Origin of the sequence: Bradyrhizobium sp. 132 (assembly GCF_023074185.1) — a bacterium.
GTDB lineage: Bacteria > Pseudomonadota > Alphaproteobacteria > Rhizobiales > Xanthobacteraceae > Bradyrhizobium.
Genome location: NZ_JADPKY010000043.1, coordinates 52,728 through 79,251 on the forward strand (window position 1 = coordinate 52,728; position 26,524 = coordinate 79,251).

At 64.0% G+C, this 26,524-nt stretch carries 23 protein-coding genes; 14 read left to right on the plus strand and 9 right to left on the minus strand.

What is annotated here, in order from left to right; all coding sequences use genetic code 11:
- The first annotated feature begins 202 nt into the window (after positions 1–202).
- Both IVA74_RS08060 and IVA74_RS08065 read left to right on the plus strand, forming a co-directional pair.
- Positions 203–379, plus strand: coding sequence for a hypothetical protein (locus IVA74_RS08060; RefSeq protein WP_247341430.1), 177 nt, complete (start codon positions 203–205; stop codon positions 377–379).
- An 80-nt stretch (positions 380–459) separates the two neighbouring features.
- Positions 460–1,920 carry a carboxylesterase family protein gene (locus IVA74_RS08065; RefSeq protein WP_247341432.1) on the plus strand — a complete coding sequence of 487 codons (1,461 nt, stop codon included), beginning with the start codon at positions 460–462 and terminating at the stop codon, positions 1,918–1,920.
- Between the two features lie 11 nt (positions 1,921–1,931).
- On the opposite strand, the gene IVA74_RS08070 is transcribed toward IVA74_RS08065, so the two are convergent.
- Complete coding sequence (locus IVA74_RS08070; protein ID WP_247329577.1) at positions 1,932–2,111, minus strand: hypothetical protein; 180 nt, start codon at positions 2,109–2,111, stop codon at positions 1,932–1,934.
- Between the two features lie 156 nt (positions 2,112–2,267).
- Between IVA74_RS08070 and IVA74_RS08075 the strand changes: the two genes are divergently transcribed.
- Entirely contained in the window at positions 2,268–3,062 is a 795-nt protein-coding gene (locus IVA74_RS08075; protein WP_247341435.1) for a class III extradiol ring-cleavage dioxygenase, read from the plus strand.
- A 51-nt stretch (positions 3,063–3,113) separates the two neighbouring features.
- On the opposite strand, the gene IVA74_RS08080 is transcribed toward IVA74_RS08075, so the two are convergent.
- The 3 genes from IVA74_RS08080 to glgC are packed head-to-tail and all read right to left on the minus strand — an operon-like array spanning position 3,114 to position 6,128.
- The gene (locus IVA74_RS08080) at positions 3,114–3,374 is read right to left on the minus strand and encodes a SemiSWEET transporter (RefSeq protein ID WP_247341438.1); all 261 of its coding nucleotides are present in this window, start codon (positions 3,372–3,374) and stop codon (positions 3,114–3,116) included.
- A 37-nt stretch (positions 3,375–3,411) separates the two neighbouring features.
- Positions 3,412–4,869, minus strand: a complete 1,458-nt coding sequence (gene glgA, locus IVA74_RS08085; RefSeq protein WP_247341440.1) for a glycogen synthase GlgA — start codon at positions 4,867–4,869, stop codon at positions 3,412–3,414.
- Positions 4,866–6,128 carry a glucose-1-phosphate adenylyltransferase gene (gene glgC, locus IVA74_RS08090; protein WP_247341442.1) on the minus strand — a complete coding sequence of 421 codons (1,263 nt, stop codon included), beginning with the start codon at positions 6,126–6,128 and terminating at the stop codon, positions 4,866–4,868. The genes glgA and glgC overlap by 4 nt, the downstream gene beginning before the upstream one ends.
- Positions 6,129–6,421: 293 nt before the next feature.
- Here glgC and IVA74_RS08095 point away from each other — a divergent pair, with 293 nt between their 5' ends.
- Positions 6,422–6,898 carry a hypothetical protein gene (locus IVA74_RS08095; protein ID WP_247341444.1) on the plus strand — a complete coding sequence of 159 codons (477 nt, stop codon included), beginning with the start codon at positions 6,422–6,424 and terminating at the stop codon, positions 6,896–6,898.
- A 204-nt stretch (positions 6,899–7,102) separates the two neighbouring features.
- Here IVA74_RS08095 and IVA74_RS08100 read toward each other — a convergent pair whose 3' ends face one another.
- On the minus strand, positions 7,103–7,282 hold the full coding sequence (locus IVA74_RS08100; RefSeq protein WP_247341446.1) for a hypothetical protein: 180 nt from the start codon (positions 7,280–7,282) through the stop codon (positions 7,103–7,105).
- A 202-nt stretch (positions 7,283–7,484) separates the two neighbouring features.
- Between IVA74_RS08100 and IVA74_RS08105 the strand changes: the two genes are divergently transcribed.
- Positions 7,485–10,556, plus strand: coding sequence for an AAA family ATPase (locus IVA74_RS08105; protein WP_247341448.1), 3,072 nt, complete (start codon positions 7,485–7,487; stop codon positions 10,554–10,556).
- A gap of 6 nt (positions 10,557–10,562) precedes the next feature.
- Here IVA74_RS08105 and IVA74_RS08110 read toward each other — a convergent pair whose 3' ends face one another.
- Both IVA74_RS08110 and IVA74_RS08115 read right to left on the minus strand, forming a co-directional pair.
- Positions 10,563–11,657: a catalase family protein gene (locus IVA74_RS08110; RefSeq protein ID WP_247341450.1), complete on the minus strand. Its 1,095-nt coding sequence runs from the start codon at positions 11,655–11,657 to the stop codon at positions 10,563–10,565.
- A gap of 380 nt (positions 11,658–12,037) precedes the next feature.
- Positions 12,038–13,018, minus strand: a complete 981-nt coding sequence (locus IVA74_RS08115; protein WP_247341453.1) for an ABC transporter substrate-binding protein — start codon at positions 13,016–13,018, stop codon at positions 12,038–12,040.
- A 475-nt stretch (positions 13,019–13,493) separates the two neighbouring features.
- On the opposite strand from IVA74_RS08115, the gene IVA74_RS08120 reads away from it, so the two are divergent.
- The 9 genes from IVA74_RS08120 (at position 13,494) to IVA74_RS08160 (ending at position 22,437) form a co-directional block, all read left to right on the plus strand.
- Positions 13,494–14,597 (plus strand): ABC transporter substrate-binding protein, encoded by a 1,104-nt coding sequence (locus IVA74_RS08120; protein WP_247341455.1) that lies wholly within the window; start codon positions 13,494–13,496, stop codon positions 14,595–14,597.
- Complete coding sequence (locus tag IVA74_RS08125) at positions 14,575–15,597, plus strand: ABC transporter permease subunit (RefSeq protein WP_247341458.1); 1,023 nt, start codon at positions 14,575–14,577, stop codon at positions 15,595–15,597. Before IVA74_RS08120 ends, IVA74_RS08125 begins: the two co-directional genes overlap by 23 nt.
- On the plus strand, positions 15,591–16,391 hold the full coding sequence (locus IVA74_RS08130; protein ID WP_247341460.1) for an ABC transporter ATP-binding protein: 801 nt from the start codon (positions 15,591–15,593) through the stop codon (positions 16,389–16,391). The genes IVA74_RS08125 and IVA74_RS08130 overlap by 7 nt, the downstream gene beginning before the upstream one ends.
- Positions 16,385–17,557, plus strand: a complete 1,173-nt coding sequence (locus IVA74_RS08135; RefSeq protein WP_247341462.1) for an acyl-CoA dehydrogenase family protein — start codon at positions 16,385–16,387, stop codon at positions 17,555–17,557. Before IVA74_RS08130 ends, IVA74_RS08135 begins: the two co-directional genes overlap by 7 nt.
- A gap of 30 nt (positions 17,558–17,587) precedes the next feature.
- A complete protein-coding gene (locus tag IVA74_RS08140) occupies positions 17,588–18,688 on the plus strand; it encodes an LLM class flavin-dependent oxidoreductase (protein ID WP_247341464.1) in 1,101 nt (366 codons plus the stop codon).
- Positions 18,685–19,623 (plus strand): ABC transporter substrate-binding protein, encoded by a 939-nt coding sequence (locus tag IVA74_RS08145; RefSeq protein WP_247341466.1) that lies wholly within the window; start codon positions 18,685–18,687, stop codon positions 19,621–19,623. The genes IVA74_RS08140 and IVA74_RS08145 overlap by 4 nt, the downstream gene beginning before the upstream one ends.
- A 333-nt stretch (positions 19,624–19,956) precedes the next feature.
- Positions 19,957–20,802 carry a CmcJ/NvfI family oxidoreductase gene (locus tag IVA74_RS08150; RefSeq protein ID WP_247341468.1) on the plus strand — a complete coding sequence of 282 codons (846 nt, stop codon included), beginning with the start codon at positions 19,957–19,959 and terminating at the stop codon, positions 20,800–20,802.
- A 104-nt stretch (positions 20,803–20,906) separates the two neighbouring features.
- Positions 20,907–21,218, plus strand: a complete 312-nt coding sequence (locus IVA74_RS08155; protein ID WP_247341471.1) for a septal ring lytic transglycosylase RlpA family protein — start codon at positions 20,907–20,909, stop codon at positions 21,216–21,218.
- A 49-nt stretch (positions 21,219–21,267) separates the two neighbouring features.
- Complete coding sequence (locus tag IVA74_RS08160) at positions 21,268–22,437, plus strand: Gfo/Idh/MocA family oxidoreductase (protein WP_247341473.1); 1,170 nt, start codon at positions 21,268–21,270, stop codon at positions 22,435–22,437.
- Positions 22,438–22,501: 64 nt separating this feature from the next.
- Here the strand turns inward: IVA74_RS08160 and IVA74_RS08165 are convergent, their stop codons facing one another.
- Together IVA74_RS08165 and uvrA are read right to left on the minus strand one after the other, a co-directional pair.
- Positions 22,502–23,812 carry an ABC transporter substrate-binding protein gene (locus IVA74_RS08165; RefSeq protein WP_247341476.1) on the minus strand — a complete coding sequence of 437 codons (1,311 nt, stop codon included), beginning with the start codon at positions 23,810–23,812 and terminating at the stop codon, positions 22,502–22,504.
- A gap of 156 nt (positions 23,813–23,968) precedes the next feature.
- Complete coding sequence (gene uvrA / locus IVA74_RS08170; protein WP_247341478.1) at positions 23,969–26,482, minus strand: excinuclease ABC subunit UvrA; 2,514 nt, start codon at positions 26,480–26,482, stop codon at positions 23,969–23,971.
- Between the last annotated feature and the right edge of the window lie 42 nt (positions 26,483–26,524).

Genomic DNA, 26,524 nt, shown 5'->3' on the forward strand with positions numbered 1-26,524 from the left:
CATCAGAGCAAGTGCAATCTTCGGTAGCTGTTTGCGGCGTCATCATGGCCGCGCGAACCTTGCTTCAATGCACGCATCGCGATGCACAATGGCCGTGATTACCCGGGCTAATCATGGATGATCCGTCTGTGTATGCTTGCGGCTACAAGCCACGCATATCCAGGGCGTCATGACAGAGTTGAGTGAGCGAACCAGAGCGAATATGGACGTCGTCCTGGAGGAGACGTGCCGTCAACTGCCGCATGGCGGCGATCACGACAGCCGCAGGTTCATCGCCCAGCGCCTGATCGAGGCGGCGCAGTCCGGCCACTCCACGCTCGGTGAGCTCGGCATCATCGCACGGCACGCACTGGCGGAGCTTATCGCCAAAGGGAGCTAGGTGCGGCCGCGGCGCTTGCCTCACTATGGACGACGGACATAACCTGACCGAACCCTTCCGCGCATCGAGATGCTCCGAAGATGCGGTCCGTGTTCGCGCTTTTTGCGGCTTCTGTCATCCTCTGTTGCAACGGCTCGGCCGTGGCCCAGCCGGTCGGCCAATTTCCGTTCGCGCTGACGCGCGAAGGACAGATGCTTGGCGCCGTCGAAGGCGAGGTGGCGTCGTTCAAGGGGCTGGCCTATGCGGCCGCGCCAATCGGGCCGCTGCGCTGGCGTCCGCCGCAGGCAACGGCCGAGAGTTCGGAGATGCGCACGGCCTACAAGTACGGCGCGCCATGCCTTCAGTCGTCGCTGCCGGGCGCGAGCGAGGATTGCCTCACGCTGAACGTGTTCCGTCCGTTCGGGGTCGATGGCCCGCTGCCGGTGATGCTATTCATCCACGGCGGCGCTTTCGTCCGCGGCACCGCGAACGATCCGCTGTTCGACGGCGGCAGGCTGGCGCAGGCCGGCCTCATCGTGGTGACCGTGAATTTTCGCCTCGGCGCGCTTGGCTGGCTCACCGAGCCTGCGCTGTCGGAAGGCGGCTCCGGCAATTACGGCCTGATGGACCAGATCGCCGCATTGCATTGGGTGCACGACAACATCGCGGCCTTCGGTGGCGATCCGAACAACGTCACCTTGTTTGGCAGCGGCGCAGGCGCGACCTCGATCGCGCTCTTGATGCTGTGTGCGCAATCGCGCGCGCTCTTTCAGAAAGCCATTCTGCAATCGGTCCCTGGCCGTGCGCGGCTGCGCTCGGCGAAAGAGGCCGAGATTGCGGGCCGGCAATTCGTCGCGGCGCTTGGTCAACAGGCTGATTTGCGCGCAGCCGAACCGCGACGCCTGATTGCCGCCGAAAAACATCTGCTCGAAAAATCGCCGCGCAGTTTTGCGCCGACGATCGACGGACGTCTGGTGAGCGAGGAGATCGCCGCAGGCTTCGCGGCCGGACGTGAAGCCCGCATTCCCATGATCATCGGTTCGAACGATGACGAGACGGGTTTCGACAGCGAACTCGATATCCGGGAGGAGCTGGCATCCTCAGGCATCACCAGCGACGAACTGCGCAAGCTCTATCCCGACCTCGCCAAACCTTCGGACCGCGCGGCAAGGTTCTACACCGACAAGGCCTTCTCGGAGCCGGTGCGGCTGCTGGCGCGGCTGCATGCCGCAAGCGGCGCGCCGACCTTCCGCTATCGCTTCGCCTATGTGCCGGAGGCACGGCGCGCCAACCCCGAGGGCGGTCACGGGCGGGAATTGCAGTTCATCTTCGGCGCAGAAGGCATGCCGGGTGCGGGCATCTTGTCACGCGGTGATCGCGAGGTCGCAAGCCGCATGCGCGCCTACTGGATCAACTTCGCCAAGAGCGGCGATCCGAACGGTGCGGACCTGCCGCGATGGGACGCTGCGGCAGGCAGCGATCGCCTGCTGCTGATCACGAATGATCGCCTCGCGAGCGGAGGCGACCCCTGGTCGGAGCGCCTGGACCGGCTCGAGCGTTAGATGAGTTGGACTTAAGCCGCGAGCTCGACGCGCGGCGCCGGGCTCAGCCGGTCTTCCTCCAGATAATCCATCGCGCCATCCCTCTCGACGGCGTAGAATTGCTGGCCTTCCCTCGACCTGTAGGCGGCGCGAACCACACCGCGGCGGCCCTTGTCACTGTTGACGACGTCCCCCAGCGCAAACTTCTTCATCTCACGTCCTTGGTCTTCTGGCCGACTCCTTCGGCCACGCCCGGATTTTGGGCGGCAAATCGTTAACGCCTTGCTAACCATACGGGTTTGCCTATGCTCGCCGCCGATCGCGCGGCTGTTACACGCGCATGCTGTCAACGAGACGAGCCCGCATCCATGACGCGATTTCCGACCCTCTTCCTGTCGCATGGCGGCGGTCCCTGGCCGTTCATGGAGGACAGGCGGGTGCAATATGCGAAGACTGCCGAGGCGTTCGGCCGGCTACCGCAGCTATTGCCGGCAAGCCCGAAGGCCGTGCTCGTCATCACCGGCCATTGGGAGGCCGAGACCTTCACGGTGACCACCTCGGCGCATCCGCCGATGGTGTACGACTATCACGGCTTTCCCGAGCACACCTATCACCTCAAATATCCGGCACCGGGCAAGCCTGAACTCGCGGCGGAAGTGAAGGCGCTGCTTGCGCGCGCCGGCCTCGATTGCCGCGAGGATCCCAATCAGGGTTTCGATCACGGCACCTTCGTGCCGCTTGGCCTGATGTATCCGAATGCCGACATGCCGATCGTGCTGCTGTCGCTGAGATCGAGCTATGACGCGGCCGAGCACATCAGGGTGGGGCAGGCGATCACCTCGCTCCGGGATGAAGGCATTCTGATCGTCGGCAGCGGGCTCACCTATCACAACATGCGCGGGTTTGGCCGGGCGGAGTCGAAGCCGGTCTCGTATGATTTCGAGGCCTATCTGAACGAGGCGATCGGCAGTCCGGACTCGGCGCGCCGCAACGCGATGCTGGTTGACTGGGAGAACGCGCCGAGTGCGCGTCTCGCGCATCCGCGTGAAGATCATCTGCTGCCGCTGATGGTGGCCGCCGGCGCCGCCGGCAGCGACGCGGGCAAGCGCGTCTTCGTCGACGAGGTCGCTAACGTTGCGATGGCGTCGTATGTGTTCGGGTGAACTCGTAGGGCGGATTGCGCTTCGCTAATCCACCCTGGCATCGCGCTAGCCTCACCCGTATTTCAGCTTCATGAACAAGATGCCGCCGGCGAGCAGCATGGTGATGGCGTTGGCAGCGACCAGCGGCGCGTCGCCGGAGAGCAGGCCGTAGACGAGCCAGAGCGCGAGGCCCAGCACCATGATGAGAAACATGCCGAGCGAAATGTCGCGCGCCGAGCGGGTCTTCCAGACCTTGATGACCTGCGGCGCGTAGGCGACGGTGGTGCAGGTGGCGGCGGCAAAGCCGATCAGCTTGATCGTAAGGGGTTCCATGCCGGCTCTATAGCATGGATTCGTGGACGATCAGGCCTCAGGCGCGGCGGGACGCCATCAGCCCGCGATAAAGCGCGGCATAGTCGCCGGCACGGTTGCGCCAGGACACGTCGGTCGCGAGGCCGCCCAGTTGCAGACGGCGCCAGGTCAGCTTGTCGTGGAAGGTGGTGTTTGCCTTGCGCAGCGTGCCGGCGAGGGCATCCGCGGTCACGGGGCCGAATTTGAAGCCGGTGGCATCATGGCCCGATTTATCGGCCTCGCCGATATCGACGATGGTATCCTCGAGGCCTCCGACGCGCGAGACGATGGGCACGGCGCCATAGCGTAGCGCACAGAGCTGGGTCAGGCCGCACGGCTCGAAGCGTGACGGAACGATGAGCGCGTCCGAGCCGGCCTGGATCAGATGCGCCATGATCTCGTCGTAGCCGATCACGACCCCGATCCGGCCCGGGTTCGCGCGTGCGGCGGCCTGATAGCGTTCCTGGAGATCGCGGTCGCCGCTTCCGAGCAGCGCGAGCTGCATGCCTTCGCTCAGGATGGTCGGAATGGCCTCGAGCAGGAGATCGAGCCCCTTCTGCCACGACAGGCGGCTGATGACGCCGAGCAATGGCGTCTCGTCCGAGGAATCGAGATTGAATTGCTGCTGAAGCACCGCCTTGTTCGCGGCCCGGAAGGTGAGATCCTCTGCGCCGAAGCGGTAGGCGATGTGCGGATCGGTCTGCGGATTCCACACATCGATGTCGATGCCGTTGAGAATGCCGCTCAGAACGTTCGCACGGGAGCGAAGCAAGCCGCCGAACCCCATGCCGCCCTCGTCGCTCTGGATCTCCCGCGCATAGGTCGGCGAGACCGTGGTGACGCGATCGGCGAATTGCAGGCCTGCCTTCAAAAAACTGATGCCGCCGAAATATTCGAGGTCGTCGATGCCGAGGGCGTGCCAGGGCAGGCCAATCGAACCGATCAGCTCGGGAGCGAACTTGCCCTGATAGGCCATGTTGTGGATGGTCATCACGGTGCCGGGCCGCGGTCGGCCGTCATAGTGCAGATAGGCCGGCGCGAGCCCGGCCTGCCAATCATGGGCGTGCACGACGTCGGGCACGAAGGCGGGAACGAGACCGTGGCCGATATCGGCGGCGATGCGCGACAGCGCCGCGAAGCGCACGCCATTGTCCGGCCAGTCGACGCCCTCGGCGGTGACGTAGGGATTGCCCGGCCGCGCGTAGAGATGCGGCACGTCGAGCACGAACAGATCGAGCCCGTCATGCGAGCCCGCGAGCAGGCGCCCGGGGCCACCGAAATAATCCGGCCAGCGCCGGATCTCGTCGGCTCCCCCGAGCATCCGCGTCACGTCCGGATAGCCCGGCATCAGCGTGCGCATCTCGACGCCGTGAGCTTTCAGCGCGAGCGGCAGCGCGCCCGCGACGTCCGCGAGGCCGCCGGTCTTGACGATGGGATAGACTTCAGAGGCGACCGCGAGGACGCGAACAGGCGTCATGTATTGAGCCTGTCCAGCATCGACTGGGTGATGAGCGAAATGCCCTGTTCGGTGGTGCGGAAGCGCCTCGCGTCCAACTCGGGATCCTCGCCGACGACGAGTCCTTCCGGGATCTCGACGCCGCGGTCGATCACGACGTTCTTCAAGCGCGCGCCGCGGCCGACATTGACGTAGGGCATGATCACGGCGTTCTCGACATTGGCGTAGGAGTTGACGCGTACGCCGGTGAACAGCAGCGAGCGTCGCAGCGAGGCGCCGGAAATGATGCAGCCGCCCGAGACCAGCGAACTCACGGCCTGGCCGCGTCGGCTCTCCTCGTCGTGGACGAACTTTGCCGGTGGCGTGATCTCCGAATAGGACCAGATCGGCCAGGCGCTGTCGAACAAATCGAGCTCGGGTACCACGTCGGTGAGGTCGATATTGGCGGCCCAATAGGCGTCGACCGTGCCGACATCGCGCCAATAGGCGCGGGGGTCGCTGCCGGAGCGGACGCAGGAGGTCGAGTACTGGTGCGCCATGGCGCGGCCGTTCTTGACGAGGTAGGGGATGATGTCCTTGCCGAAATCGTGGTTGGAGTTCGGATCCTCGGCGTCGCGCTTGAGCTCCTCGAACAGGAGCTTCGCGTCGAACACGTAGATGCCCATGCTGGCGAGCGAGACGTCCGGCTTCCCCGGCATCGGCGGCGGATCTTTCGGCTTTTCCAGGAACGACTTGATCCAGCCATTCTCGTCGATATGCATGATGCCGAAGCCGGAGGATTCCGCCCGCGGCATTTCGAGGCAGCCGACGGTGACGTCGGCGCCGCTCTCGACATGCTGGCGCAGCATCACCTCGTAATCCATTTTATAGACATGGTCGCCGGCGAGAACCACGATGAAGCGGCAGGCGTGGGATTCGATGATGTCGATGTTCTGGTAGACCGCATCCGCCGTGCCGACATACCACATGTGCTCGGAGACGCGCTGGCTGGCCGGGAGAATGTCGAAGCTCTCGTTGCGCTCGGGACGGAAGAAGTTCCAACCCATCTGAAGGTGCCGGATCAGGCTGTGTGCCTTGTACTGGGTGGCGACTGCGATGCGGCGGATGCCCGAGTTCACGGCGTTCGACAGCGCGAAATCGATGATGCGGGATTTTCCGCCGAAATAGACCGCAGGCTTGGCGCGCCGGTCGGTCAGCTCTAGGAGCCGGCTGCCGCGTCCGCCGGCCAGGACGAACGCCAGGGCCTGACGGGCAAGCGGCTCGGGTCTCGCGGCACTCATGTCATCCTCCCACAACTCTGGCGCTCGCCAGAAGCCTCCCGGCCGCGCACTTCGGAACCGATAGTAACGGCACGAATAGTCAATCGGGAAGGTGGTTGTTGGTTGCGAATGCGCGGGAAGCTTAATGCTTTGCCGGGTCTGCGGCCTCCGGTCTGATGACAATTGAGGCATCCCATCTTGTGCGGTGCACGCAATCGGAGGCGCGACTTTTGAGCCTTTGACTTGGCGCAAGGATGCCCGATCATGCGACCGCGATCCTCTTCCGAGCGAAACGTCAAACAGGGAGTGAGGCGATGAGTATCTGGAAAATGACAATTGCCTGTTCGCTGGCGGGTGCGGTGATGGCCGGCCAGGTCGAGCAGGCGGCAGCAGCTCCGCTGCCGACCAATGTCGCGACCATGAAGGCCGCGGTCGGCGATGATGTTACGCAGGTGTACTGGCGCGGCCGAGGTTTTGGATGGGGTATTGGCGGCCTCGCGGCCGGCGCGATCATCGGCAGCGCAATCGCCAGCAGCGCGCCTTATGGCTATGGCTATGGCGGCGGCCCATACTATGGGGGCGGCTATGGATATCCGGGGCCGGGCTACGGTTATGCGCCCGTCTATTATGGCGGCGGCTACGGATCGCGTTACGCATATGGTCCGGGTTACGGTTATGGCGGCTACTACGCGCGTCCACGCTACTACGGCTATCGCGCCTATCGTCCATATTACGGTCCGCGCTACGGCTACTACCGGCCGTACCGGGCCTATCATCGCGGATATTGGTGATCGATCAAACGGGCGGAGCGCCTCGCTGCAGCGCGACGATGCTGAAGAGGTTTGAGGGCCGCTGTACGCAAGCGGTCCGATCGGCTTGCGCGCGTTGAACCCGGTGATGCGGCACTACGAGCCGGCCATGCCCGCCCGCGACAATCCCGATGCAGATCGCGACGATGATCGCGATCTCGATGCACCATTCGAGCGGTCCCGAGGTCATGGCAGCGCGATGGTGTTGGTGAGATCGGGCTCGGACAGGCCCGGGCCGCCGCACGCAAGATAGATGGCGACGAGAAAGATGCGGCTGAGGACGGTGACGCTCAATATGACCCTGACGTCGTAATGGCGAATGGCAAAAGCGAGAGGCGAGATCGCCAGGTGTTTTAAAATGCTCATGGCCAACTCCTTGCCGGAATTCAGGCATCGACTGCCTGTCGACTGAAATGACAGCGTGATGAAAAGGCCGTCCGACGCCTTGCCGGCGTCTCTGAAGTGGACAGGCCAATGCTAGTGCCGGCGCAGGGCGCAGGTCTTTAGCGCGCCCTTACATTTGGCTGAGCTTTCCCTTAAGATCGGGGAGCATCCGGGGGTTGGAGCCGTGCGTAGAGACGCGCTTGCCTTTGGTGAATTCCGCCTCGACCGGGCCAACGCGCTATTGTGGCGAGGCGGGGAGCGGATCGCGCTGGCGCCGAAGCCGTTCGAGGTTCTTTGCTATCTTGTCGGTCGGCCCGGTGCGCTCGTCACCAAGGAAGAGTTGCTCGACGCGGTCTGGTCCGATCTGCACGTCAGCGAGTCGAGCCTCGCCGTTGCCGTGAACACGCTGCGCTCGGTGCTCGGCGACGACAGGCAGTCCCCCAACTACATCGAGACGGTGACGCGGCGCGGCTATCGCTTCATTGCGCCGGTCGCGACCGTCGAATTGGCTGCGATCGAGCGGCCGGCCGAAGAGGAGGCGGCTTCCGCCACGGAGCAGGTCGTCGATCGACGCCGGCACTGGAGGGTGGGCCGCACTGGGGCACTCGAGACGCTGGACAAGGCGTTGCAACTCGCTCGTACCGGACAGCGTCAGATCGTCTTCATCACCGGCGAAGCCGGGATCGGAAAAACCACCCTCTTGCAAATGACGCTCGACAGGATGAACCAGCAGGGACTGGGCGTGCTGCACTGTAGCTGCAACGAGTTGTTCGGCACTCATGAGGCCTTTCTTCCGCTGATCGGAGCGCTGAACGAGTGCTGCCGTCGAACCGATGGAGCATCGCTGCTGACTTCCATACGCGAGCACGCGCCGACCTGGCTCGCGCAAATGCCCGGATTCCTCGGCGAAGCAGACCGGGCCGCATTCCAGCATGAAGTCTTTGGCGCAACCCGGGAGCGCATGCTGCGCGAATTTGCCGATCTCATGGAACATCTCGCCGTCAGGCGACCATGGGTGATCATCCTGGAAGATCTGCATTGGAGCGACGTTGCCACCGTGGATGTGCTCTCCCGGCTTGCGCGCCGGGATCGGAGGGCGGCTATCCTCGTGCTGGCCACCTATCGGCCGATGGAAGTCGCCGTCGGCGGACATCCTATCCGTGCCGTTCACCAGGACTTGCGGATTCACGGACACGCCACCGAGCTCGCGCTCGATCGACTAACCGGCATCGACGTCGAACGTTATCTTTCCCTGCGCTTCAACTCGGCCGATTTTGCCAGAGAGCTGGTCGAGCGCATCTTCGCGAGAACCGGCGGGCATCCTCTGTTCGTGTCGTCTCTCCTCGATCATCTCGTGGCGCAAGGCGCGCTTGTCGAGCACGAATTGGGCTGGCGGCTGGTCAGCGAAGACGCGGCCTCGCATGACAGCATGCCGCGCGATCTGGAAGGAATGATCAAGCAGCAAATTGATCACCTCACCGTGGACGAGCGCAGCCTGCTCGAGGTTGCCAGTGCGGCGGGAGCGGAGTTTTCTGCGCTCCATATCGCCGGTGCGCTGGACCGTCCCGTGCTGGATGTCGAGGAGATGTGCGAGGACCTGGCGCGGACTGATCGCATTATCGTCGTTGCCGGCATGACTGAGTGGCCGAGCGGAGGTGTCTCCGGTCGCTACGCGTTCCAGCACGCGCTCTACCAGGAGATCCTCTACCAGCGGCTCGCGCCGGCGCGCCGCACGAAAACCCATGCGCTACTCGGGGCGGGGCTCGAGCAGGGCTATGGGCCGCAGGCTGCGGAGATTGCCGCCGTTCTCGCGCGCCACTTCGAACTGGGCCGCGATTTCCCGAAAGCGATGCATTATCTTGGCGCGGCCGCCGAGGGCTCGGCGCGAAGGTTCAGCACACGCGAGGCCGCCAACTACCTGTCCCGTGCTTTGGAACTGGTGCCGCATTTGCCGCCGGAGTTTCGGGTGACAGCACGTCTGAAGTTGCTGCTTCAGCGCGCCTGGGCCTGGCGGGCCAGTGGAGATTTTCTGAATTCCCTGCAGGATCTCAGCGCAGTCGTCGCGCACGCGGCGGAGAACGGACACGTGCGCGAAGAGGTGAACGCACTGGTCGACCTCAGCAGATTCTGTCTTTACGTCGATCGACGCCAGAGCCTGCCTGTTGCGGAACAGGCTCTTGTAAAGAGCCGGGCGATCGACGACGCCGCGTTCAGCGCTCTGGTCCAGGGGAACGTTGCCAATTTGAAGCTGATGCTCCGCGGCTGGGATCGCGAGAATGCGGACCTTGCCGAGCATGCGTCAGCACTGATCACCGGAGAACAGGATCTGAGCATGCGGCTGCGACGCTGCTCGATGGAGATGGTGCTGGAGTTCTTGCGCGCGAATTATCCGGCCTGCTGCGATGCGACGACCAGGGGCAAGGAGCTCGCCCGCCTGGTCGGTGACGTCTATCTGTTCGTGCTCTATGAAACGGTCGAGGCGTTTGCCCAGATTTATCACGGTGAATGGGGGCAGGCGCAACGAAACGTCGTCTCCGCATTGGCCATCTCGGAGCGAAATGCAAATCCGCAGGCCGTCGCGCTGTGTCATCTTGCGATCGGATGGCTGTATTCCGAGGCCGAGGAATATGGGAGCGCGTCACGGCGTGCGGAGGATGCGCTCGGCCCGATGATCGAGGCCAATCCGTTCACCTTCTTCGTTGGCAGGAACCTGCTGGCGCGAGCTTATGTCAGGATGGGCGACCTGACTCGGGCGCGCCAGCATCTCGATGCGATGGAGCGGCGAATGGAGGTCGATCGCGTACCGATGGAGTCGCTGGTCATCCCCCACTATCTGCTGACTTGCTGCGACTATTGGATCGCAATCGGCGATCTGGATCGCGCCCAGAGTTCGGCCAGCCAGTTTCATGAGGTGACGAGCGCGGCACCCGACCGCCCGTTTCTCGCGCTGTGCCACGAGGTCATGGCAAGAATTGCGATCCTGAAGCAGGATGTGCAACTCGCCGGCGAACATTTGTCGACGGCAATTTCGATCGTCCGCCATGCCAGGTTGCCGCATGCCACCTGGCGGGTTTATCGCACGACCGCAGCGCTTTATGCGGGCCTTGGACAAACGCAAAGGGCTGCCAAGTGGCGGGACCGCTCCTGCCAGGTGATCGGATCGCTGGCAGAGACGCTTGATCCCGGCGATCCGCTGCGATCGGCGTCCTTTTTCGACGCAGGCCGGGACACCCGGCTCGATAGTGCGGAACGGTGATCGGGCTCAATCCGGCAGGTCCGCGATCTGTCGCGGTTCTCCGGGCTGTTGCTTGACCGTGTGTTGATTCTGCTGCTGCCGCAGCGTGCGGGAGGCACGGTAGGCATCCCTGCGCAATCGCATGATCGAGCCGAGCGGCTGATGGGCCGCGAGACATCGCCATGGATCGAACGAAAGCACCTCGTCGGAATAGACGCGACGCGCGGGGCTGTCGGCGGTCTGGCGCGGAAGCGTGATCTTGCCGAGTGCTTGCGGCGGCGCGACGTCTTCGGGCCAGTCGATTGAGGCATCTTCGATCGGCGTTTGCTCCAGGTCGGTGCAGAGCTGGGCAAATAGTTCGTACTCGGCCGCATTGTCCTTGAAGAAGGCGACGACAGTGTTCAGCACGGCATTATCGGCATCGTGGCAGGGCTGGCCGGTGAGCCGGCGGACCGAGGCCGAGATCGGCACCAGGCGAAGCCTTGCGATATAATCGCCAAACCGCAGTGCTCCCTCTGTGTGAAAGGTTTCTCCAAGAATGTTGCTGCCGGCATCACCAAGCGCTTTCAAGACTATCGGGATCGGAATGCCTGTTCTGTCCGATGCGGCGACCAGGATGCGCGCGACAAAGCCTATGGGTCCATACGCCAGATCCGGCAGGATCAGGCTGCGCTCGACCTTGTGCTGCGCGCGCATATAGGCCATCGCATCCGCGAAATAGCTGGGGTGATTGACGAGCAGAAGATCCTGGTTCGTCGAGTCGTCGTCGCCGAGCGCCTTAAGCCCAGTCGCGCCCAAGACCTTGATGGCAAACCCCCGCGGCGAACGTACGCGATCGCTCCTGTTGAATGCGGTGGAGAGGCGGACGATGATCGGGAAGTGGCCAGCCTGTTTGAACAGGCCCTGGCGCAGATGATCAGGCAAATCGTCGTAGACGATCAGCTCGCCGCGGAGATAGCCGGCGCCCTTGGCGTGCTGCTGCCGGGTCCCATGCTTGTCGTTGTGAAAAGTGCGGGCGCTCGTTCGCGAGATCGAGGCAACGATCGCCTCGACGGCCTCCGCTTCCTCCGGCCGGATTTGTTCGACGGACGGATCGTAACGAAGATACTGACCGGCTGACATGGCGCTGATCTCCCAGCCCGAAGGTCGCCTTCCCATTGCAAGCGTTGACGGCCGCAGGGCGAGTTCCACTGTAAGCCCGTCCAGTCGGGATCGGCAATCGGAGAACGAGCTGCGGTTGCCTGGACAAGCCGTGGACGAGGCATCCTGTTACCGACGAGATCACAGGGTCGATGCTAGGCCAGTGGCGTCTCGTAAGTCCTTATGTGCTCCTTATGTTGTCCTGATCTTTTCCTTAAGGCCCGGCCAGCGAGCGGCGACGTTGGCCGGCGTCTAAAGTGACAGCCACACGATCAGGCCCATGCAAGCGAAATGCGCGAGCACGATCGCGGCGAGATGCAGTGGGCCAGCCTTGAGGCGAAGCCTTCGCATCCCGCCGCCTCCTAGTTCGATCCTGCGGCCGCAGTGGTGAAGCTGCGGTCGACGGCTTTGCTGACGTCGAGCTTCTTCGGCAGGATGCCGTAGCGCGTCGAGCGGTCGGAGGCTTCCTGCACTTCCTTCACGACGTTCTCGTCGATCACGATCGGGCTGGTGCGCTGCGCGGTGTAGGCCGAGAGCAGCACGTCCTCCGGCAGCTTGGTTAGTTCGGCCGTGCTCTTGGCATATTCGCCGAGATGATCCAGCGACCACAGCCGCGCCTTGTTCAGCCGCTGCACGAGGTCCTGCACCGCCGCGCGCTTGCTAGTGATGGCGCTGTCAGAGGCGACGATAAAGGTGATGGTCGGCGTCAGGCCCTCACCATCGGCGATCACGCGGGCGTTGTCCTTGAGCGTCGCGAACGAGACGTAGGGCTCCCACACTGCCCAGGCATCGATCGAGCCCGCGACCAACGCGATCTTGGCGTCGACCGGGCCGAGCGGTGCGAAGGTCGCGTCCTCCAACTTGATCTGCGCCTTCTCCAGCGTGGCGTCGATCAGGAACTGGCCCCAGCCGCCGCGCGTGCCGGCAAGGCGTTTTCCCTTGAGGTCGGCGGCCGATTTGATCGGCGAATCCTGGCGTACGAGAATGGCTTGTGTCTTCGCATCCGACCTTGTGCCGCCGATCGCCTTGATCGGCGCGCCGGCCGCGTAGACGGAAAGGAACGAGAGGTCGCCGGTGTAGCCGACGTCGAGTGCGCCGGCGTTGAGCGCCTCCAGGATCGGCGCAGCCGCGGGGAATTCCGACCATGCGATCTTGTAAGGCAGATCCTTCGCGTAGCCAGAGATCTCGAGCAGCGAGCGATTGCCGCCCTTCTGGTCGCCGACGCGCAGCACGATTGCGTCGGCTGCGAATGACGTCGCGGCCGTCGACAGGGTGATGGCGGCAGCAAGCAGCGATGCGGCGAGCCGGCGGGTGACGGAATGGTGGAGGGAGTTGATGCTCATGTTGCCTGTCTTGGTGCTTTGCTCACGACGCGTGAGCGAACGATCCAGCGAGACGATCAAGTCTATGGTCGCGCGATGCGCAGTCAATGAAATGGCTAACCGTATTGCGCGCGCGATGGGCAAGGACGTTTTAGCGAGGCGCTGCTTTCGAGAACGTGCGGTGTGCGCCACTGATGCTGCGCAAGAATGAAGCAAGAGAGGGAGTAGGCCAGCACGCTGCCAACCGATGCATCGGAAGAAATCCTTTCATCGTCCCGGACGCGCCGATGGAGAGAATGACTTCGCTTCGCGCAACATTCGAAAATCCATTTCATTGACGATGCGGCGAGCACGCCGCATGATTTGCGCATCGCATCAACGAGGCGCAGCAGGCGCCGGCGAAAGGATTTTCTCTCAACGCAGCTCCGCACGGAACAGGCGCAACGCAAACTGTTGTGCAGATGGCGGAGCCGTGCCAGCGCAGGAGTGGGGACGGATGAACGACGACATCAAGCACGGCGGATCGAGGCTCGACCGGCGTCACCTGCTCCAGGCGGGGCTCGCGGCGGCATTCGCCGCGCCGCTCGGCGCCCTCGGTGCGGCACAGGCTTTTGTGCCGCACGGGATTGCGTCCGGCGTCGACTTCTCGGAATTTCCGCTGTGCCGGACGGCGTCAGATGCGCCCGCGCTCGCCGGTGCGCCGCGCAAATTGAAGCTGTCGTGGAATGCCGGCGCGGTCTGCCTTGCACCGCTGCCGGTCGCCATCGAGCACGGTTTCTTCCAGAAGCAGAATCTCGACGTCGAGCTCGTCAACTATTCCGGATCGACCGACCAGCTGCTAGAGGCGATCGCAACGGGAAAGAGCGATGCCGGTCTCGGCATGGCGCTGCGCTGGCTGAAGCCGCTGGAGCAGGGCTTTGACGTCAAGATCGCCGCCGGCACCCATGGCGGCTGCATGCGCGTGCTGACGCGCGCCGACTCCAACGTGAGCAAGCTGGCCGACCTCAAGGGCAAGATCGTCGCGGTCGGCGATCTCGGCGGTCCCGACAAGAATTTCTTTTCGATCCAGCTGGCAAAGCTCGGCATCGATCCCAACAAGGACGTCGACTGGCGCGCCTATCCCGGCAACCTCCTCAACGTAGCCGTCGAGAAAGGCGAGGTGCAGGCGTTCCTGTCGTCCGACCCACTCGGCTATCTCTGGCTCAAGGACAGCCAGTACAAGGAAGTCGCCTCCAATCTCGACGGCGAATACCGCGACAAGAGCTGCTGCATCGTCGGCTTGCGCGGCAGCCTGGTGCGCGAGGAGCCGCAGGTCGCGCGCGCCATCACGCAGGCGCTGCTCGACGCCGCCATGTTCACCTCGCAGAACCCGACAGTGGCGGCAAAATCGTTCCAGCCCTACGCGCCTAAGACGGCATCGCTCGCCGATATCGAAGGCATGGTGCGCTACCACACTCACCACCATCACCCCGTCGGCGAAGTACTGAAGCGCGAGCTCAAGGCCTATGCCGACGATCTCAAGAGCGTGCAGGTCTTCAAACAGAGTACCGATACGGCCAAATTCGCGGAGCGCATTTATGTCGACGTATTCGCTGTCTGACGGCCTTGCTTCCGGCGCGCCGCGTCTCTCGCGCGCGCCGCTGCTTGCGAGTTGGGTCCGTGAATCCGGCGTTGGCATTCTCGCCAGCGTGGCGTGGATCGCCTTCGGCCTGTCCTGCCTGTGGTGGGAGGACGTCGGCGATTGGTCGCGAACCCATTCGCTCGGCATTGCCGCCTTTGTCATCGCGGTCGTCGCGCTGTTCGGGACCGTCGCCGCCGACTATCTCGGCTCGGCCGGCCGGGCCTTGCGCCAGCGTGCGCCGTGGCTCGTCGTGCTCGGCGTTTTCATGACCCTGTGGGAAGTCGCGACCGCGAAATTCGCCTGGCTGCCATTGCCGTTCTTCCCGCCGCCACAGTCGATCATCGAGGTCTATACCGACGATCTGCCAAAACTGCTCGACAGCGTGTTCGCCTCGGTCAAGCTCCAGCTCGGCGGCTATCTGATCGGCGCAACAGTCGGCTTCCTGACCGGCGTCTCGATCGGCTGGTCGCGCGCCGTCGGCTATTGGGTGCATCCGGTGCTGCGCTTCATCGGCCCGCTGCCGGCGACCGCCTGGCTGCCGATCGCCTTCTTCACCTTCCCGTCGAGCTGGAGCGCCTCGACCTTTCTGATTGCGCTGGCAACCGGCTTCCCGGTCACCGTGCTGACTTGGTCGGGCGTCGCGAGTGTGAGCAACGCTTATTACGACGTCGCGCGGACGCTCGGCGCAAAGCCGTCCTTCCTGGTGTTGAAGGTCGCGATCCCCGCGGCACTCCCGCACGTCTTCGTCGGCCTGTTCATGGGGCTCGGCTCGTCCTTCGCCGTATTGGTCGTCGCCGAAATGATCGGCGTCAAGGCCGGCCTCGGCTGGTACCTGCAATGGGCGCAGGGCTGGGCCGCCTACGCCAACATGTATGCGGCGCTGATCGTGATGTCGCTGCTCTGCTCCGGTGCGATCACGCTGCTGTTCGCGATCCGTGATCGCCTGCTGGTCTGGCAGAAGGGGACCGTAAAATGGTAGCCGCAACTGCACTCGCCGAAATCGACGCTCACCCGGCCGCAGGCGCCGCGCTCGACATCGAGCAGGTCAGCCACGCCTTCGACATCGACGGTGCCGAGTTGCCGGTGCTCAGCGACGTCAGCCTCTCCGTGGAGCCGGGCGAGTTCGTCGCGCTGCTCGGCCCCTCCGGCTGCGGCAAGTCGACCTTGCTGCGCCTCGTCGCAGGCCTCGACAAACCCAGGTCCGGAACGCTGCGCGAGGACGAGGCTCGCATCACGCGACCGCACCCGTCGCGCGTTGTCGTGTTCCAGGATCCGACATTGTTTCCCTGGCGTACGGTGTGGGACAACGTCGCACTGGGGCTGGAGGCGCAGGGCATCTTGAAGAGCCAGCGTCATCGCGTCGATGCCGCGCTCGATCTCGTGGGGCTATCGTCCTTCCGCAATGCCTATCCGCACCAGCTCTCAGGCGGCATGGCGCAGCGCGTCGCGCTGGCCCGCGCGCTGGTCAACGATCCCAAAATCCTCATCCTCGACGAACCGCTCGGAAAGCTCGATTCGCTGACCCGCATCACCATGCAGGCCGAGTTGGTCTCGTTGTGGCAGCGCAAGGGTTTTACCACGTTGCTGGTGACGCATGACGCCGAGGAGGCGCTGGTACTCGCCAACCGCGTCATCGTGTTCAGCGACCGCCCGGCGCGGGTCAAGGCCGACATCCGTGTCGACCGGCCCTATCCGCGCCATCGCGGCGATCCGTATCTGGCCGATCTGCGCCGCCAGATTCTTGGCCTGCTGGGACTGGACGCCACATGGTGAGTTCGATAGCCAAGGGGCGCGTGGGCCATAGCGAGCCCGACTACATCGCACGTGCCGAGGCGCTGGCCGGGGCCTTCGCCGCGCGCGCGGCCGAACACGACCGCACCGGCAGCTTCCCGTTCGAGAATTTTCGCGAGCTGTCCGACGCAGGCCTGCTGTCGCTGACGGTGCCGGCCGCCCATGGCGGGGCCGGAGCGGGCGCACAATATGCCGCACGCGTCCTCGGCATCATCGGCAAGGCCGATCCGTCGACCGCGCTGGTGTTGTCGATGCACTACATCAATCATCTGGTGATGGCACGGAGCCCGACCTGGCCGGCGCGGCTGTCGCGCAAGCTTGCACGCGAGAGCGTCGAAGGCCTTGCGCTCGTCAACGCGCTCCGCGTCGAGCCCGAACTGGGCTCGCCTGCGCGCGGCGGACTGCCCGCGACCATTGCACGTCGCACCGAAACCGGCTGGCGGCTTTCCGGCCACAAGATCTATTCGACGGGCTCGCCGATCCTGAAATGGTATGTGGTGTGGGCGCGGACGGACGAGGCCGAGCCGCGCGTCGGACAATTTTTGGTGTCGGCGGGCCTGCCGGGCACCCGCATCGTCGAGACCTGGGATCATCACGGCCTGCGCGCCAGCGGCAGCCACGACGTCATCTTCGACGACGTCGTGATTCCTCTCGATGCCGAGATCGATGTGCGCAAGCCGGCGGACTGGCGCGCACCCGATGTCGCGCAGGCGACCGTGCACACAATCTTCGTCGCCGCGATCTATGACGGCGTGGCGCGGGCTGCGCGCGACTGGCTGGTCGCGTTCCTGAAGCAGCGGGTGCCGGCCAGCCTCGGTGCGCCGCTTGCGACCTTGCCGCGCGTGCAGGAGATCCTCGGCGCGATCGAGGCACGGCTCGCGGTCAATGCGCGGCTGATCGCATCCTTCGCCGGTGATTTCGATGACGGCATCGCGCTCTCGGCGGCCGAGTCCAATGTCATCAAGCTGACGGTGACCAACAACGCCATTACTGCGGTCGAGGATGCCTTGTCGCTCACCGGCAATCACGGCCTCTCCCGTGCCAATCCGCTGGAGCGGCACTATCGCGACGTCCTGTGCGGTCGCGTGCACACGCCGCAGGACGATTCCACGCGCGCCGGCCTCGGCCGTGCCGCATTGGGACTCTAGCTTTTCCGCCAAACAATCAGGGAGACGATCATGTCGATCGAGTTCATCGGTTTCATCAGCAACAACAATTCGTCCGAGACCGTCGTTCGCGAGGGACCGATCCTCAACCCGACCCACATCGAGACGGTGGCGAAGGCGCATGAGAATGCCGGCTTCGACCGCGCGCTGCTGGCGTTTCATTCAACGGCGCCCGATGCGCTTCAGGTCGCCCAGCACGTCCTCGGTGCGACCAGCCGCCTCAACGTGCTGATCGCGCAGCGCCCGGGCTTCACCGCCCCGACTCTGCTGGCGCGGCAGTTCGCAGCGCTCGACCAGTTCTCCCGCGGACGTGTCGCGCTCCACGTCATCACCGGCGGCAACGCCACCGAGCTGCGGCAGGACGGCAACACGCTCGACGACAAGGACGAGCGATACGCGCGCACCTCGGAATTTCTTGATGTCCTCAAACTGGAATGGACCAGCGACAAGCCCTTCACCTACAAGGGCAAGCACTATCAGGTCGAGAACGCGTTTTCGCAGGTGAAGCCGTATCGCCCAGAGGGCATCCGGATCTATTTCGGCGGCGCCTCGGATGCCGCGATCGACGTCGCCGGCAAGCATGCCGACACGTTCGCGCTGTGGGGGGAATCTTATGCGCAGGTGCGCGACGTCACCTCGCGCGTTCACAACGCAGCCGTCAGGCAGGGCCGTCCGACGCCACGCTTCAGCCTCTCGGTGCGGCCGATCATTGCCCCGACCGAGAAGCAGGCCTGGGAAAAGGCGGAAGAGATTCTTGCGCGCGCCACCGCGCTCCAGGACAAGACCGGCTATCGCAAGCCCGCCGACGGCCACGCCACGGCCGGCGCACGGCGCCTGCTCTCGCTCGCCGACCAGGGCAGCCGCATCGACAAGCGGCTGTGGACGGAGATCGCAAAGCTCACCGGCGCCAACAGCAACACCACGGCGCTGGTCGGTACGCCGGAGCAGGTCGCGGAAGTCTTCGGCGACTATTACGACCTCGGCATCAGCCATTTCCTGATCCGCGGCTTCGATCCCCTGATCGACGCCATCGAGTATGGGCGCGAGCTGATTCCGCTGACGCGCGAGCTGGTCGCCAAGCGTCAGGCCGTTCGCGGCGAGGCGGCGGAATGATCCGCCTCATGCTAGCCGGCGCGCTGCTGTTCGGCTCGTTCGAGCTGGCGGCGGCGCAGACCACCTTGCGTGTCGGCGACCAGAAGGGCAACTCGCAGGCGGTCATGGAAGCCGCTGGCGTGCTGAAGGACGTTCCGTACAAGATCGAGTGGAAGGAGTTTCCGGCCGCCGCGCCACTGCTGGAAGCGCTGAGCGCTGGCGCGATCGAGACCGGTCTCGTTGGCGATGCACCCTTCACCTTCGCCGCCGCCTCCGGCGTGCCGGTGAAAGCGATTGCCGCGATCCGGCAGACGCGCGAGGGTCTCGCCATTCTCGTGCCCGAGAACTCGCCGATCAAGAGTTTCGCCGATCTGCGCGGCAAGAAGATCGCAACGGGCCGCGGCTCGATCGGCCATCAACTGATCCTGGCCGCGCTCGAGAAGAACGGCTGGAGTGCGGCCGACGTGCAGATTGCCTTCCTGGCGCCGTCGGACGCCAAGATCGCCTACACGCAAGGTTCCGTCGACGCGTGGTCGACCTGGGAGCCTTATGTCAGCCAGGAGGAGGTGCTGTTCAAGTCGCGCCGCGTCATCACCTCGGAGGGCCTGACACCGGGGCTGAGCTTTCAAGTGGCGCGGCCTGATGCCATCCGCGACAAGCGCGCGGAGCTGACCGACTTCATCCGGCGCCTCACCGCGGCGCGGGCGTGGTCGCTGAACAATGTCGAGAGCTATGCCGCGACCTGGGGCAGGCTGATGAACATCCCGACCGCCGTGCCGCAGAATTGGCTGTCACGCGCAAAGATCAGGATCGCGCCGATCGACGACGGCGTGGTCGCGGACGAGCAGAGCACGATCGATCTCTATTTTCGCTGGGGCCTGATCAAGCAGAAGCTGGATGCGACCGAGATCGTGGATCGCTCGTTCTCGGATGCGATCGCGAAGGCGGGCTTGTAGGAACAGCTCTCGTGTCCCGGACGCGGCGCAGCGTGCAACGCTGCTCCGCAGAGCCGGGACCCGTGTTGCACAGAAATGCTCGGCGATATGGGCCCCGGCTCAGCAGCGCACCGCTGAAGAAGCGCTGCGCTGCGTCCGGGGCACGAAACCCCACATGCCTCTCAAGTGTCCGTGAAGCGGAGAGAGCACCTCCTAATCCGATTGCCTTCTTCGAAACGTTCCTTCTGCATTCCTTGCTCTCGACAACACCCCCATTGCTATTTGCACCACCTCCCTTGCGCCACGCGCGGTCCCCTCAAAAATCATCCAGACGACCACATCGGGAGACCGGCCATGGGCCTGCAAGAAACAAAGATCGAATCGCTTCCCTTCGTCACCGCCGAACTCAACTATCTCGCGCCGGTTTCGGGCAAACCGCGCACCTACGCCTTCGATCCGCCGCCGGGCGAGCCCAAAAGTACGTCGTTGCCGGAGCCGCATCAGGTGCCGATCTTCGATGCGCGCCTGATCGCGCAAAATATCTCGCTCGATCGCGAAGGCTTTGCGCTGGTGCGGCATCCGACCCTGGTGAAAAATTTCAACAACGACGAAGAGGTGAGGGTGGTCTACTATCCCGCCGTCGAGGCCTTCCTGCGCGCAACGCTGAAAGCCGACCGCGTCGTCATCTTCGACCATACCGTGCGCAGGCGGGTCGAGGGCGCCGCGGACATTCGCGACGGCGGTCCGCGTCAGCCGGCAACGCGCGTCCATGTCGACCAGACCGCAATCTCCGGCGCCAATCGCGTGCGCGAACATCTGCCCGACGAAGCCGAAGAGCTGCTGAAGGGACGCGTGCAAGTGATCAACCTCTGGCGGCCGATCCGCGGCCCCTTGCGCGATTCACCCTTGGCGATGGCCGACGGCATGACGGTTGCGCCCGACGATCTCGTCGCCTCCGATCTGATCTATCCCAACCGTCGCGGCGAGACTTATTCGGTGAAATACAATCCGAACCATCGCTGGTTCTATTTCCCCGAGATGACGGCCGAGGAAGCGCTGCTGCTCAAGTGCTACGATTCCGCAACCGATGGCCGCACGCGCTTCGGGCCTCACACGGCTTTCGCCGATCCGACCACGCCGGCGGATGCGGCGCCGCGCGAGAGCATCGAGGTCCGGACGCTCGTGTTCCACAAACGGTAACAATGTGTGATGGCGCTGCCGGGCGTCGCCCGGCAGCGGCTCAGGAACCCACGGGAACCAACAAACGTTTGCTGCGCGGGCCAGGGCCAACCGGGAGCGGTGCCGTGCGAGCGCAGACCACGCTATTTTCTTGCCTTGCCACTTTTTCGCTTTCTGCTGTTTCCTTTGCCCACGCCGAGAGCGGGCTTGCCTCCTATTACGGATACGGAAAAGCCGGGAAAGGCGAGCTGACCTGCGCGCACCGGACGCGGCCCTTCGGAAGCGTGCTGAGGGTGTCTTACGGGAGCCGCTCGATTCAGTGCCGCGTCAACGATCGCGGTCCGTTCATCCGCGGCCGTATTGTTGACCTCTCCGTTCCCGCCGCTCGTGCGCTCGGCATGATGAGCGCCGGCGTGGTGCGGGTCTCGGTGGAATAGGCCTGCCGGCGCGCTATAGTGCGGCCCAAAGCATGGGTAAGGGGGCGCTATGGCAAAGATCAGGGTGGGACTCGTCGGCTGCGGCTTCGTGTCGGAGCTGCATATGTATGCGTTCCGGCGCGTCTACGGCGTGGATGTCGAGGTCGCGGCGGTCGCTGCGCGCGGCGACCGCGTCGTCGAATTCGCCGGCCGCCACCAGATCCCGCGGGTCTATCGCAGCTTCACCGAGCTGATCGCAGACCGCGAACTCGACATCATCGACATCTGCACGCCGCCCAATCTGCATGCCGAAATGATCGTGGCCGCCGTGCAAGCCGGCAAGCACGTGATCTGTGAAAAACCCTTCGCCGGCTATTTTGGCCGCGCGGGCGACGAGCAGCCGATCGGCAAGCATGTGCCGAAGGCGCTGATGTACGAGCGCGTGCTGGAGGAGATGGACGCGACACGGGCCGCGATCGAGCGCACCGGAAAGCTCTTCATGTATGCCGAGGACTGGATCTACGCACCCGCGGTGACCAAGACCGCGGAGATCATCAGGGCGACGAAAGACAAAATCCTGTTCATGAAGGGCGAGGAGAGTCATTCCGGCTCGCATGCGGCCCATGCCGCGCAATGGGCGATGACCGGCGGCGGCTCGTTGATCCGGATGGGCTGCCATCCGCTCTCCGCGGTGCTGTATCTCAAGCAGGTCGAAGCCAAGGCGCGCGGCGAGACTATCCGCGTCGCCAGCGTCACCGGCGATGTCGGCAATGTCACGGCCATCCTCAAGCCGGAGGAGCGCACTTACATCAAGGCCAATCCGGTCGACGTCGAGGATTGGGGCACACTCACCGCCACCTTCTCGGACGGTACCAAGGCGACGGTGTTCTCCGGCGACATGATCATGGGCGGCGTGCGCAATCTGATCGAGACCTATACGTCAGGCGGCTCGCTGTTCGCCAACATCACGCCGAACACGCATCTGATGAGCTATCAGACCTCCGAAGAGAAGCTCGCCTCGGTCTACATCACCGAAAAAGTCGACCGCAAGACCGGCTGGCAATATGTCTGTCTCGAGGAGGAATGGACGCGCGGCTATCTCCAGGAAATTCAGGACTTCATGGAATGCGCCGCGAGCGGAAGGCCGCCGCTGTCGGATCTGGCGCTGGCGTATGAGACGATCAAGGTGAACTACGCGGGGTATTGGGCGGCGGAGGAGGGGCGAAGGGTGGTGTTGTAGGGCGAGCGGCGAGCCACCCTCTCCCACAAGGGAAGAGGGACGCACCGTCTGCGCGGCTTCAATCCTACGTCCCGTAAGTCGATCCCTTCGGCAGTGGAAACACCGGGTCTTGCGTCCTGATGTTCGTTGGCCACACCACCGAGATGTGCTCGCCGGCGTTCTGCATCACGACCGGGGTCGAGCGTTCGTTCTGGCCGGAAAGCGGCGTGCCGGGCGGGAAGAATTTCACGCCGTAGCCCTGGATGGTGCCGCCGGCGGGGATGTCGACGTCGAGCGCGGCTTTGCGAATGGCATCCGGCTCGAAACTGCCGTACTTTTCCTTGGCGACCGGCAGCACGTTGTTGAGCAGCACCCAGGTCTGGTTGAAACCCATCGAGCAGTGCGGCGGCACGTCGGTCGCGCCGGTCTTGGTCTGGTAGCGCGAGACCATGGTCTTGGTCAGATCGCCGATTCCAGGCGCAAGCTTCGCCGGATCGAGCAGCTGCGCCGGCACCGGATCGATGTTGCAGAAATTGTCGATGTCTGCGCCGAAAGTCGCGCGCAGCTTGTCGAGCTGGCTATAGCCGGCGCCCGCGCCGAACAGCATCTTGAAGCGCAGGCCGCTCTCGCGGGCCTGGCGCAGGAACAGGGTGATGTCGGGGTTGTAGCCGGCATGCGAAATCACGTCGGCCTTGGCGCGTTTGATTTTTGTGACCAGCACCGACAAATCCGGGGCCGAAGCCGAATAACCCTCTTTCAGCACGATCTGAAGTCCGGCTTCTTTCGCATAGGCCTCGTCTGCGGCGGCGACGCCAACACCGTAAGGGCCGTCCTCGTGGATCAACGCGATCTTGACGTCCTTTGGCTCCATGCCGAGCTTGGCCTTGGCGTGCTCGCTCATAAAGCCGGCAAAGGCCTGTCCATATTGGTCGGAATGGATCTGCGCGCGAAAGACATATTGCAGGTTCTTGTCCTTGAACACGGCGGTCGACACCGCGGTCGTGATCCAGAGGATCTTCTTCTGCTGCTCGACCTTTGCCGCCATCGGCACCGCATGCGCGCTGGAATAGACGCCGTTGATGATGTCGATCTTTTCCTGGCTGATCAGCCGCTCGGCCTCGTTGATCGCGACATCGGCCTTGCTCTGCGAGTCTGCCGCGACCGGCACGATCTTGGTCTTGCCGCCGATGCCGCCTTTTTCGTTGACGAGGTCGATGGCGATCTGTGCGCCGACCGAGGAGGCGACCGAGCCGCCGGCGGCGAACGGGCCGGTGAGGTCGTAGATCAGGCCGATGCGCAAATTCTCGGCTTGCGCCTGGGCCCTTGTCCAATCGAGGCTGAGTGCGGCGGCAGCAGCCGCCGAGCTCTTCAGCAGCTGCCTGCGTGAAGTCGGCATCCTATCCTCCCTCAAAAACCGTCCGATGACTGGTCTTGCTTATCTTTTTACGAAGTATGGGGAGCGGGACGGCGGAAAGTCAACATGGCGAAAGTCGGGGTTCCTCCTCCGCGGCGCAGAACGCAATTGCGAAATGAGTGGCGATGAGATCGTGCGCTACTGTTTCAAGCGACGGGCAAGGTAATTTGCGGTCTTCCCGCCGGCTTCGGCGATCTGATGCGGTGTCCCCGATGCCACGATACGGCCGCCCTCGTCACCGGCGCCGGGGCCGAGGTCGATGATCCAGTCGCAGTGAGAGACGACATCCATGTCATGCTCGACCACGATCACGCTGTTGCCGGCCTCCACGATCCGCTCGAGCTGGGCGATCAGCCGCTCGACATCCTGCGGATGAAGACCGGTGGTCGGCTCGTCGAGGACGTAGAGCGTGTGACCGCGTTGCGGCCGCATGAGCTCGGTCGCGAGCTTGATGCGCTGGGCTTCGCCGCCGGACAATTCGGTGGCGGACTGGCCAAGGCGGATATAGCCGAGGCCAACCTCGCGGACGACCGATAGCGAGCGGTTCAGTGTTGGATCTGCGCGGAAGAATTCGAAGGCATCGTCGACGCGCATCGCCAGCACGTCCGCGATGGATTTTCCGCGGATCTTCACCTCGAGCGTCTTGTCGTTGTAGCGCGCGCCCTTGCAGGTCGGGCAGGGCGCATAGACGCTGGGCAGGAACAGAAGCTCGACGCAGACAAATCCTTCGCCCTCGCAGGTGCTGCATCGGCCTTTCGCGACATTGAAGGAGAAGCGTCCGGCATCGTAGCGGCGGGATTTTGCCTGCGGCGTCGCGGCGAACAGCTTGCGCACATGTTCGAACAGGCCGGTATAGGTCGCTAGGTTGGATCGCGGCGTGCGGCCGATCGGCTTCTGATCCACCACGACGAGGCGATTGATCTGGTCGAGGCCGCCAACAATCTTGCCGCCCAATGTCTCGACCGTAGGTGCCAGGCTGTCGTCGTCCGCTTCCGCGGCACGTGTATGGCCGAGATGCTCCGCTACGGCATCGACCAGAAACTGGCTGATCAGGCTCGATTTGCCGGAGCCCGACACGCCGGTCACGCTGGCGATAACGCCCAGTGGGATATCGACGTCGAGGCCGCGAAGATTGTTGCGGGTCACACCCCGGACTTTCAGATGCCCCTTCGGCGCGCGACGGACCGTCGGCAGCGGTTGTCGTGGATGCGTGAGATAAGGAGCGGTTCGCGATTGCTCGATTTGGCCAAGCCCACCGGGCGGCCCGCTATAGAGGATGTTCCCGCCGCCTTCGCCGGCGTCAGGGCCGACATCCACCAGCCAGTCGGCATGCCGGATCACCTCGATCTCGTGCTCGACCACGAAGATTGAATTGCCCGCGTGCTTCAGCCGGTCCAGCGCCCGTAGCAGCGCCTCGGTGTCGGCGGGATGCAAGCCTGCGGAGGGTTCGTCGAGCACGTAGACGACGCCGAACAGGTTGGAGCGGACCTGCGTCGCAAGTCGCAGCCGCTGCAACTCGCCCGGCGACAGCGTCGGCGTGCTGCGCTCGCAAGCGAGATAGCCGAGGCCGAGGTCGAGCAGGACGGCTAGTCGCGCCGACAGATCCTCGCTGATGCGCCTGGCGACGATGGTCTTCTCCGATGCCTCTTCCGTCGATGCCCTTGCGAACGGCTTTATCACCTCCTGCAGCTGCTTGAGCGGCAGATGCGACATCTCGGCGATATTGAGGCCGGCGAATTTGACCTTCAGCGCCTCGGGCTTCAATCGCGTGCCGTGGCAGGTCGGGCAGTCCTGGGTGATCATGAATTGCGCGACGCGGCGCTTCATCATCGCACTCTCCGACTTGGCATAGGTCTGCATCACGTAGCGCTTTGCGCCGGTGAAAGTGCCCTGATAGCTCGGCTCCTCCTTGCGGCGAAGGGCTCGTTTGACCTCGGCCGCAGTGTAACCGGCATAGACCGGAACGGTCGGCTGCTCCTCCGTGAACAGGATCCAGTCGCGGTTCTTTTTGGGCAGCTCACGCCAGGGCTTGTCCACGTCGTAACCGAGCGTCGTCAGGATGTCCCGGAGGTTCTGCCCCTGCCAGGCACTCGGCCAGGCCGCGACGGCGCGCTCGCGGATGGTCCTGGTGTCGTCGGGCACCATGGATTTTTCGGTGACGTCGAGCATCCTGCCGATACCGTGACAGGTCGGGCAGGCTCCTTCCGGCGTGTTCGGCGAGAACGATTCCGCATAGAGCATCGGTTGTCCGCGCGGGTAATCGCCGGCACGGGAGTAGAGCATCCTGAGCAGGTTCGAGATGGTGGTCACGCTGCCGACAGACGACCTCGTCGTCGGCGCGCCGCGCTGCTGCTGGAGCGCTACGGCGGGCGGCAGGCCTTCGATGTCGTCAACCTCTGGGATTTGCATCTGGTGGAACAGCCGCCGCGCGTAAGGCGACACCGATTCCAGATATCGACGCTGCGCCTCGGCATAGATCGTTCCAAAGGCGAGCGAGGATTTCCCTGATCCCGACACGCCCGTGAACACGACGAGGGCGTTGCGGGGAATGCGAACGTCGACGTTCCTGAGGTTGTGCTCACGCGCGCCTCGCACACGAACGAAGCCGTCGTCCTGCATCAGTCTATCGGGTTGTCTTGGTCGGTCGTCCATCTGGCTGTTCCAGCCGCGCATAGGAGGTTAACGGCAAGATCG

Bases quoted from the DNA above. Each gene is read 5' to 3' on its own strand.
- IVA74_RS08100 (WP_247341446.1), bottom strand. From the start codon at position 7,282: ATGAGCATTTTAAAACACCTGGCGATCTCGCCTCTCGCTTTTGCCATT.
- glgA (WP_247341440.1), bottom strand. From the start codon at position 4,869: ATGACGCCTGTTCGCGTCCTCGCGGTCGCCTCTGAAGTCTATCCCATC.
- IVA74_RS08070 (WP_247329577.1), bottom strand. From the start codon at position 2,111: ATGAAGAAGTTTGCGCTGGGGGACGTCGTCAACAGTGACAAGGGCCGC.
- IVA74_RS08150 (WP_247341468.1), top strand. From the start codon at position 19,957: ATGGGCCTGCAAGAAACAAAGATCGAATCGCTTCCCTTCGTCACCGCC.
- IVA74_RS08135 (WP_247341462.1), top strand. From the start codon at position 16,385: ATGGTGAGTTCGATAGCCAAGGGGCGCGTGGGCCATAGCGAGCCCGAC.
- IVA74_RS08120 (WP_247341455.1), top strand. From the start codon at position 13,494: ATGAACGACGACATCAAGCACGGCGGATCGAGGCTCGACCGGCGTCAC.
- IVA74_RS08160 (WP_247341473.1), top strand. From the start codon at position 21,268: ATGGCAAAGATCAGGGTGGGACTCGTCGGCTGCGGCTTCGTGTCGGAG.
- IVA74_RS08110 (WP_247341450.1), bottom strand. From the start codon at position 11,657: ATGTCAGCCGGTCAGTATCTTCGTTACGATCCGTCCGTCGAACAAATC.
- IVA74_RS08165 (WP_247341476.1), bottom strand. From the start codon at position 23,812: ATGCCGACTTCACGCAGGCAGCTGCTGAAGAGCTCGGCGGCTGCTGCC.
- IVA74_RS08065 (WP_247341432.1), top strand. From the start codon at position 460: ATGCGGTCCGTGTTCGCGCTTTTTGCGGCTTCTGTCATCCTCTGTTGC.
- IVA74_RS08080 (WP_247341438.1), bottom strand. From the start codon at position 3,374: ATGGAACCCCTTACGATCAAGCTGATCGGCTTTGCCGCCGCCACCTGC.
- IVA74_RS08060 (WP_247341430.1), top strand. From the start codon at position 203: ATGGACGTCGTCCTGGAGGAGACGTGCCGTCAACTGCCGCATGGCGGC.
- glgC (WP_247341442.1), bottom strand. From the start codon at position 6,128: ATGAGTGCCGCGAGACCCGAGCCGCTTGCCCGTCAGGCCCTGGCGTTC.
- IVA74_RS08115 (WP_247341453.1), bottom strand. From the start codon at position 13,018: ATGAGCATCAACTCCCTCCACCATTCCGTCACCCGCCGGCTCGCCGCA.
- uvrA (WP_247341478.1), bottom strand. From the start codon at position 26,482: ATGGACGACCGACCAAGACAACCCGATAGACTGATGCAGGACGACGGC.
- IVA74_RS08075 (WP_247341435.1), top strand. From the start codon at position 2,268: ATGACGCGATTTCCGACCCTCTTCCTGTCGCATGGCGGCGGTCCCTGG.
- IVA74_RS08140 (WP_247341464.1), top strand. From the start codon at position 17,588: ATGTCGATCGAGTTCATCGGTTTCATCAGCAACAACAATTCGTCCGAG.
- IVA74_RS08130 (WP_247341460.1), top strand. From the start codon at position 15,591: ATGGTAGCCGCAACTGCACTCGCCGAAATCGACGCTCACCCGGCCGCA.
- IVA74_RS08095 (WP_247341444.1), top strand. From the start codon at position 6,422: ATGAGTATCTGGAAAATGACAATTGCCTGTTCGCTGGCGGGTGCGGTG.
- IVA74_RS08125 (WP_247341458.1), top strand. From the start codon at position 14,575: ATGTCGACGTATTCGCTGTCTGACGGCCTTGCTTCCGGCGCGCCGCGT.
- IVA74_RS08145 (WP_247341466.1), top strand. From the start codon at position 18,685: ATGATCCGCCTCATGCTAGCCGGCGCGCTGCTGTTCGGCTCGTTCGAG.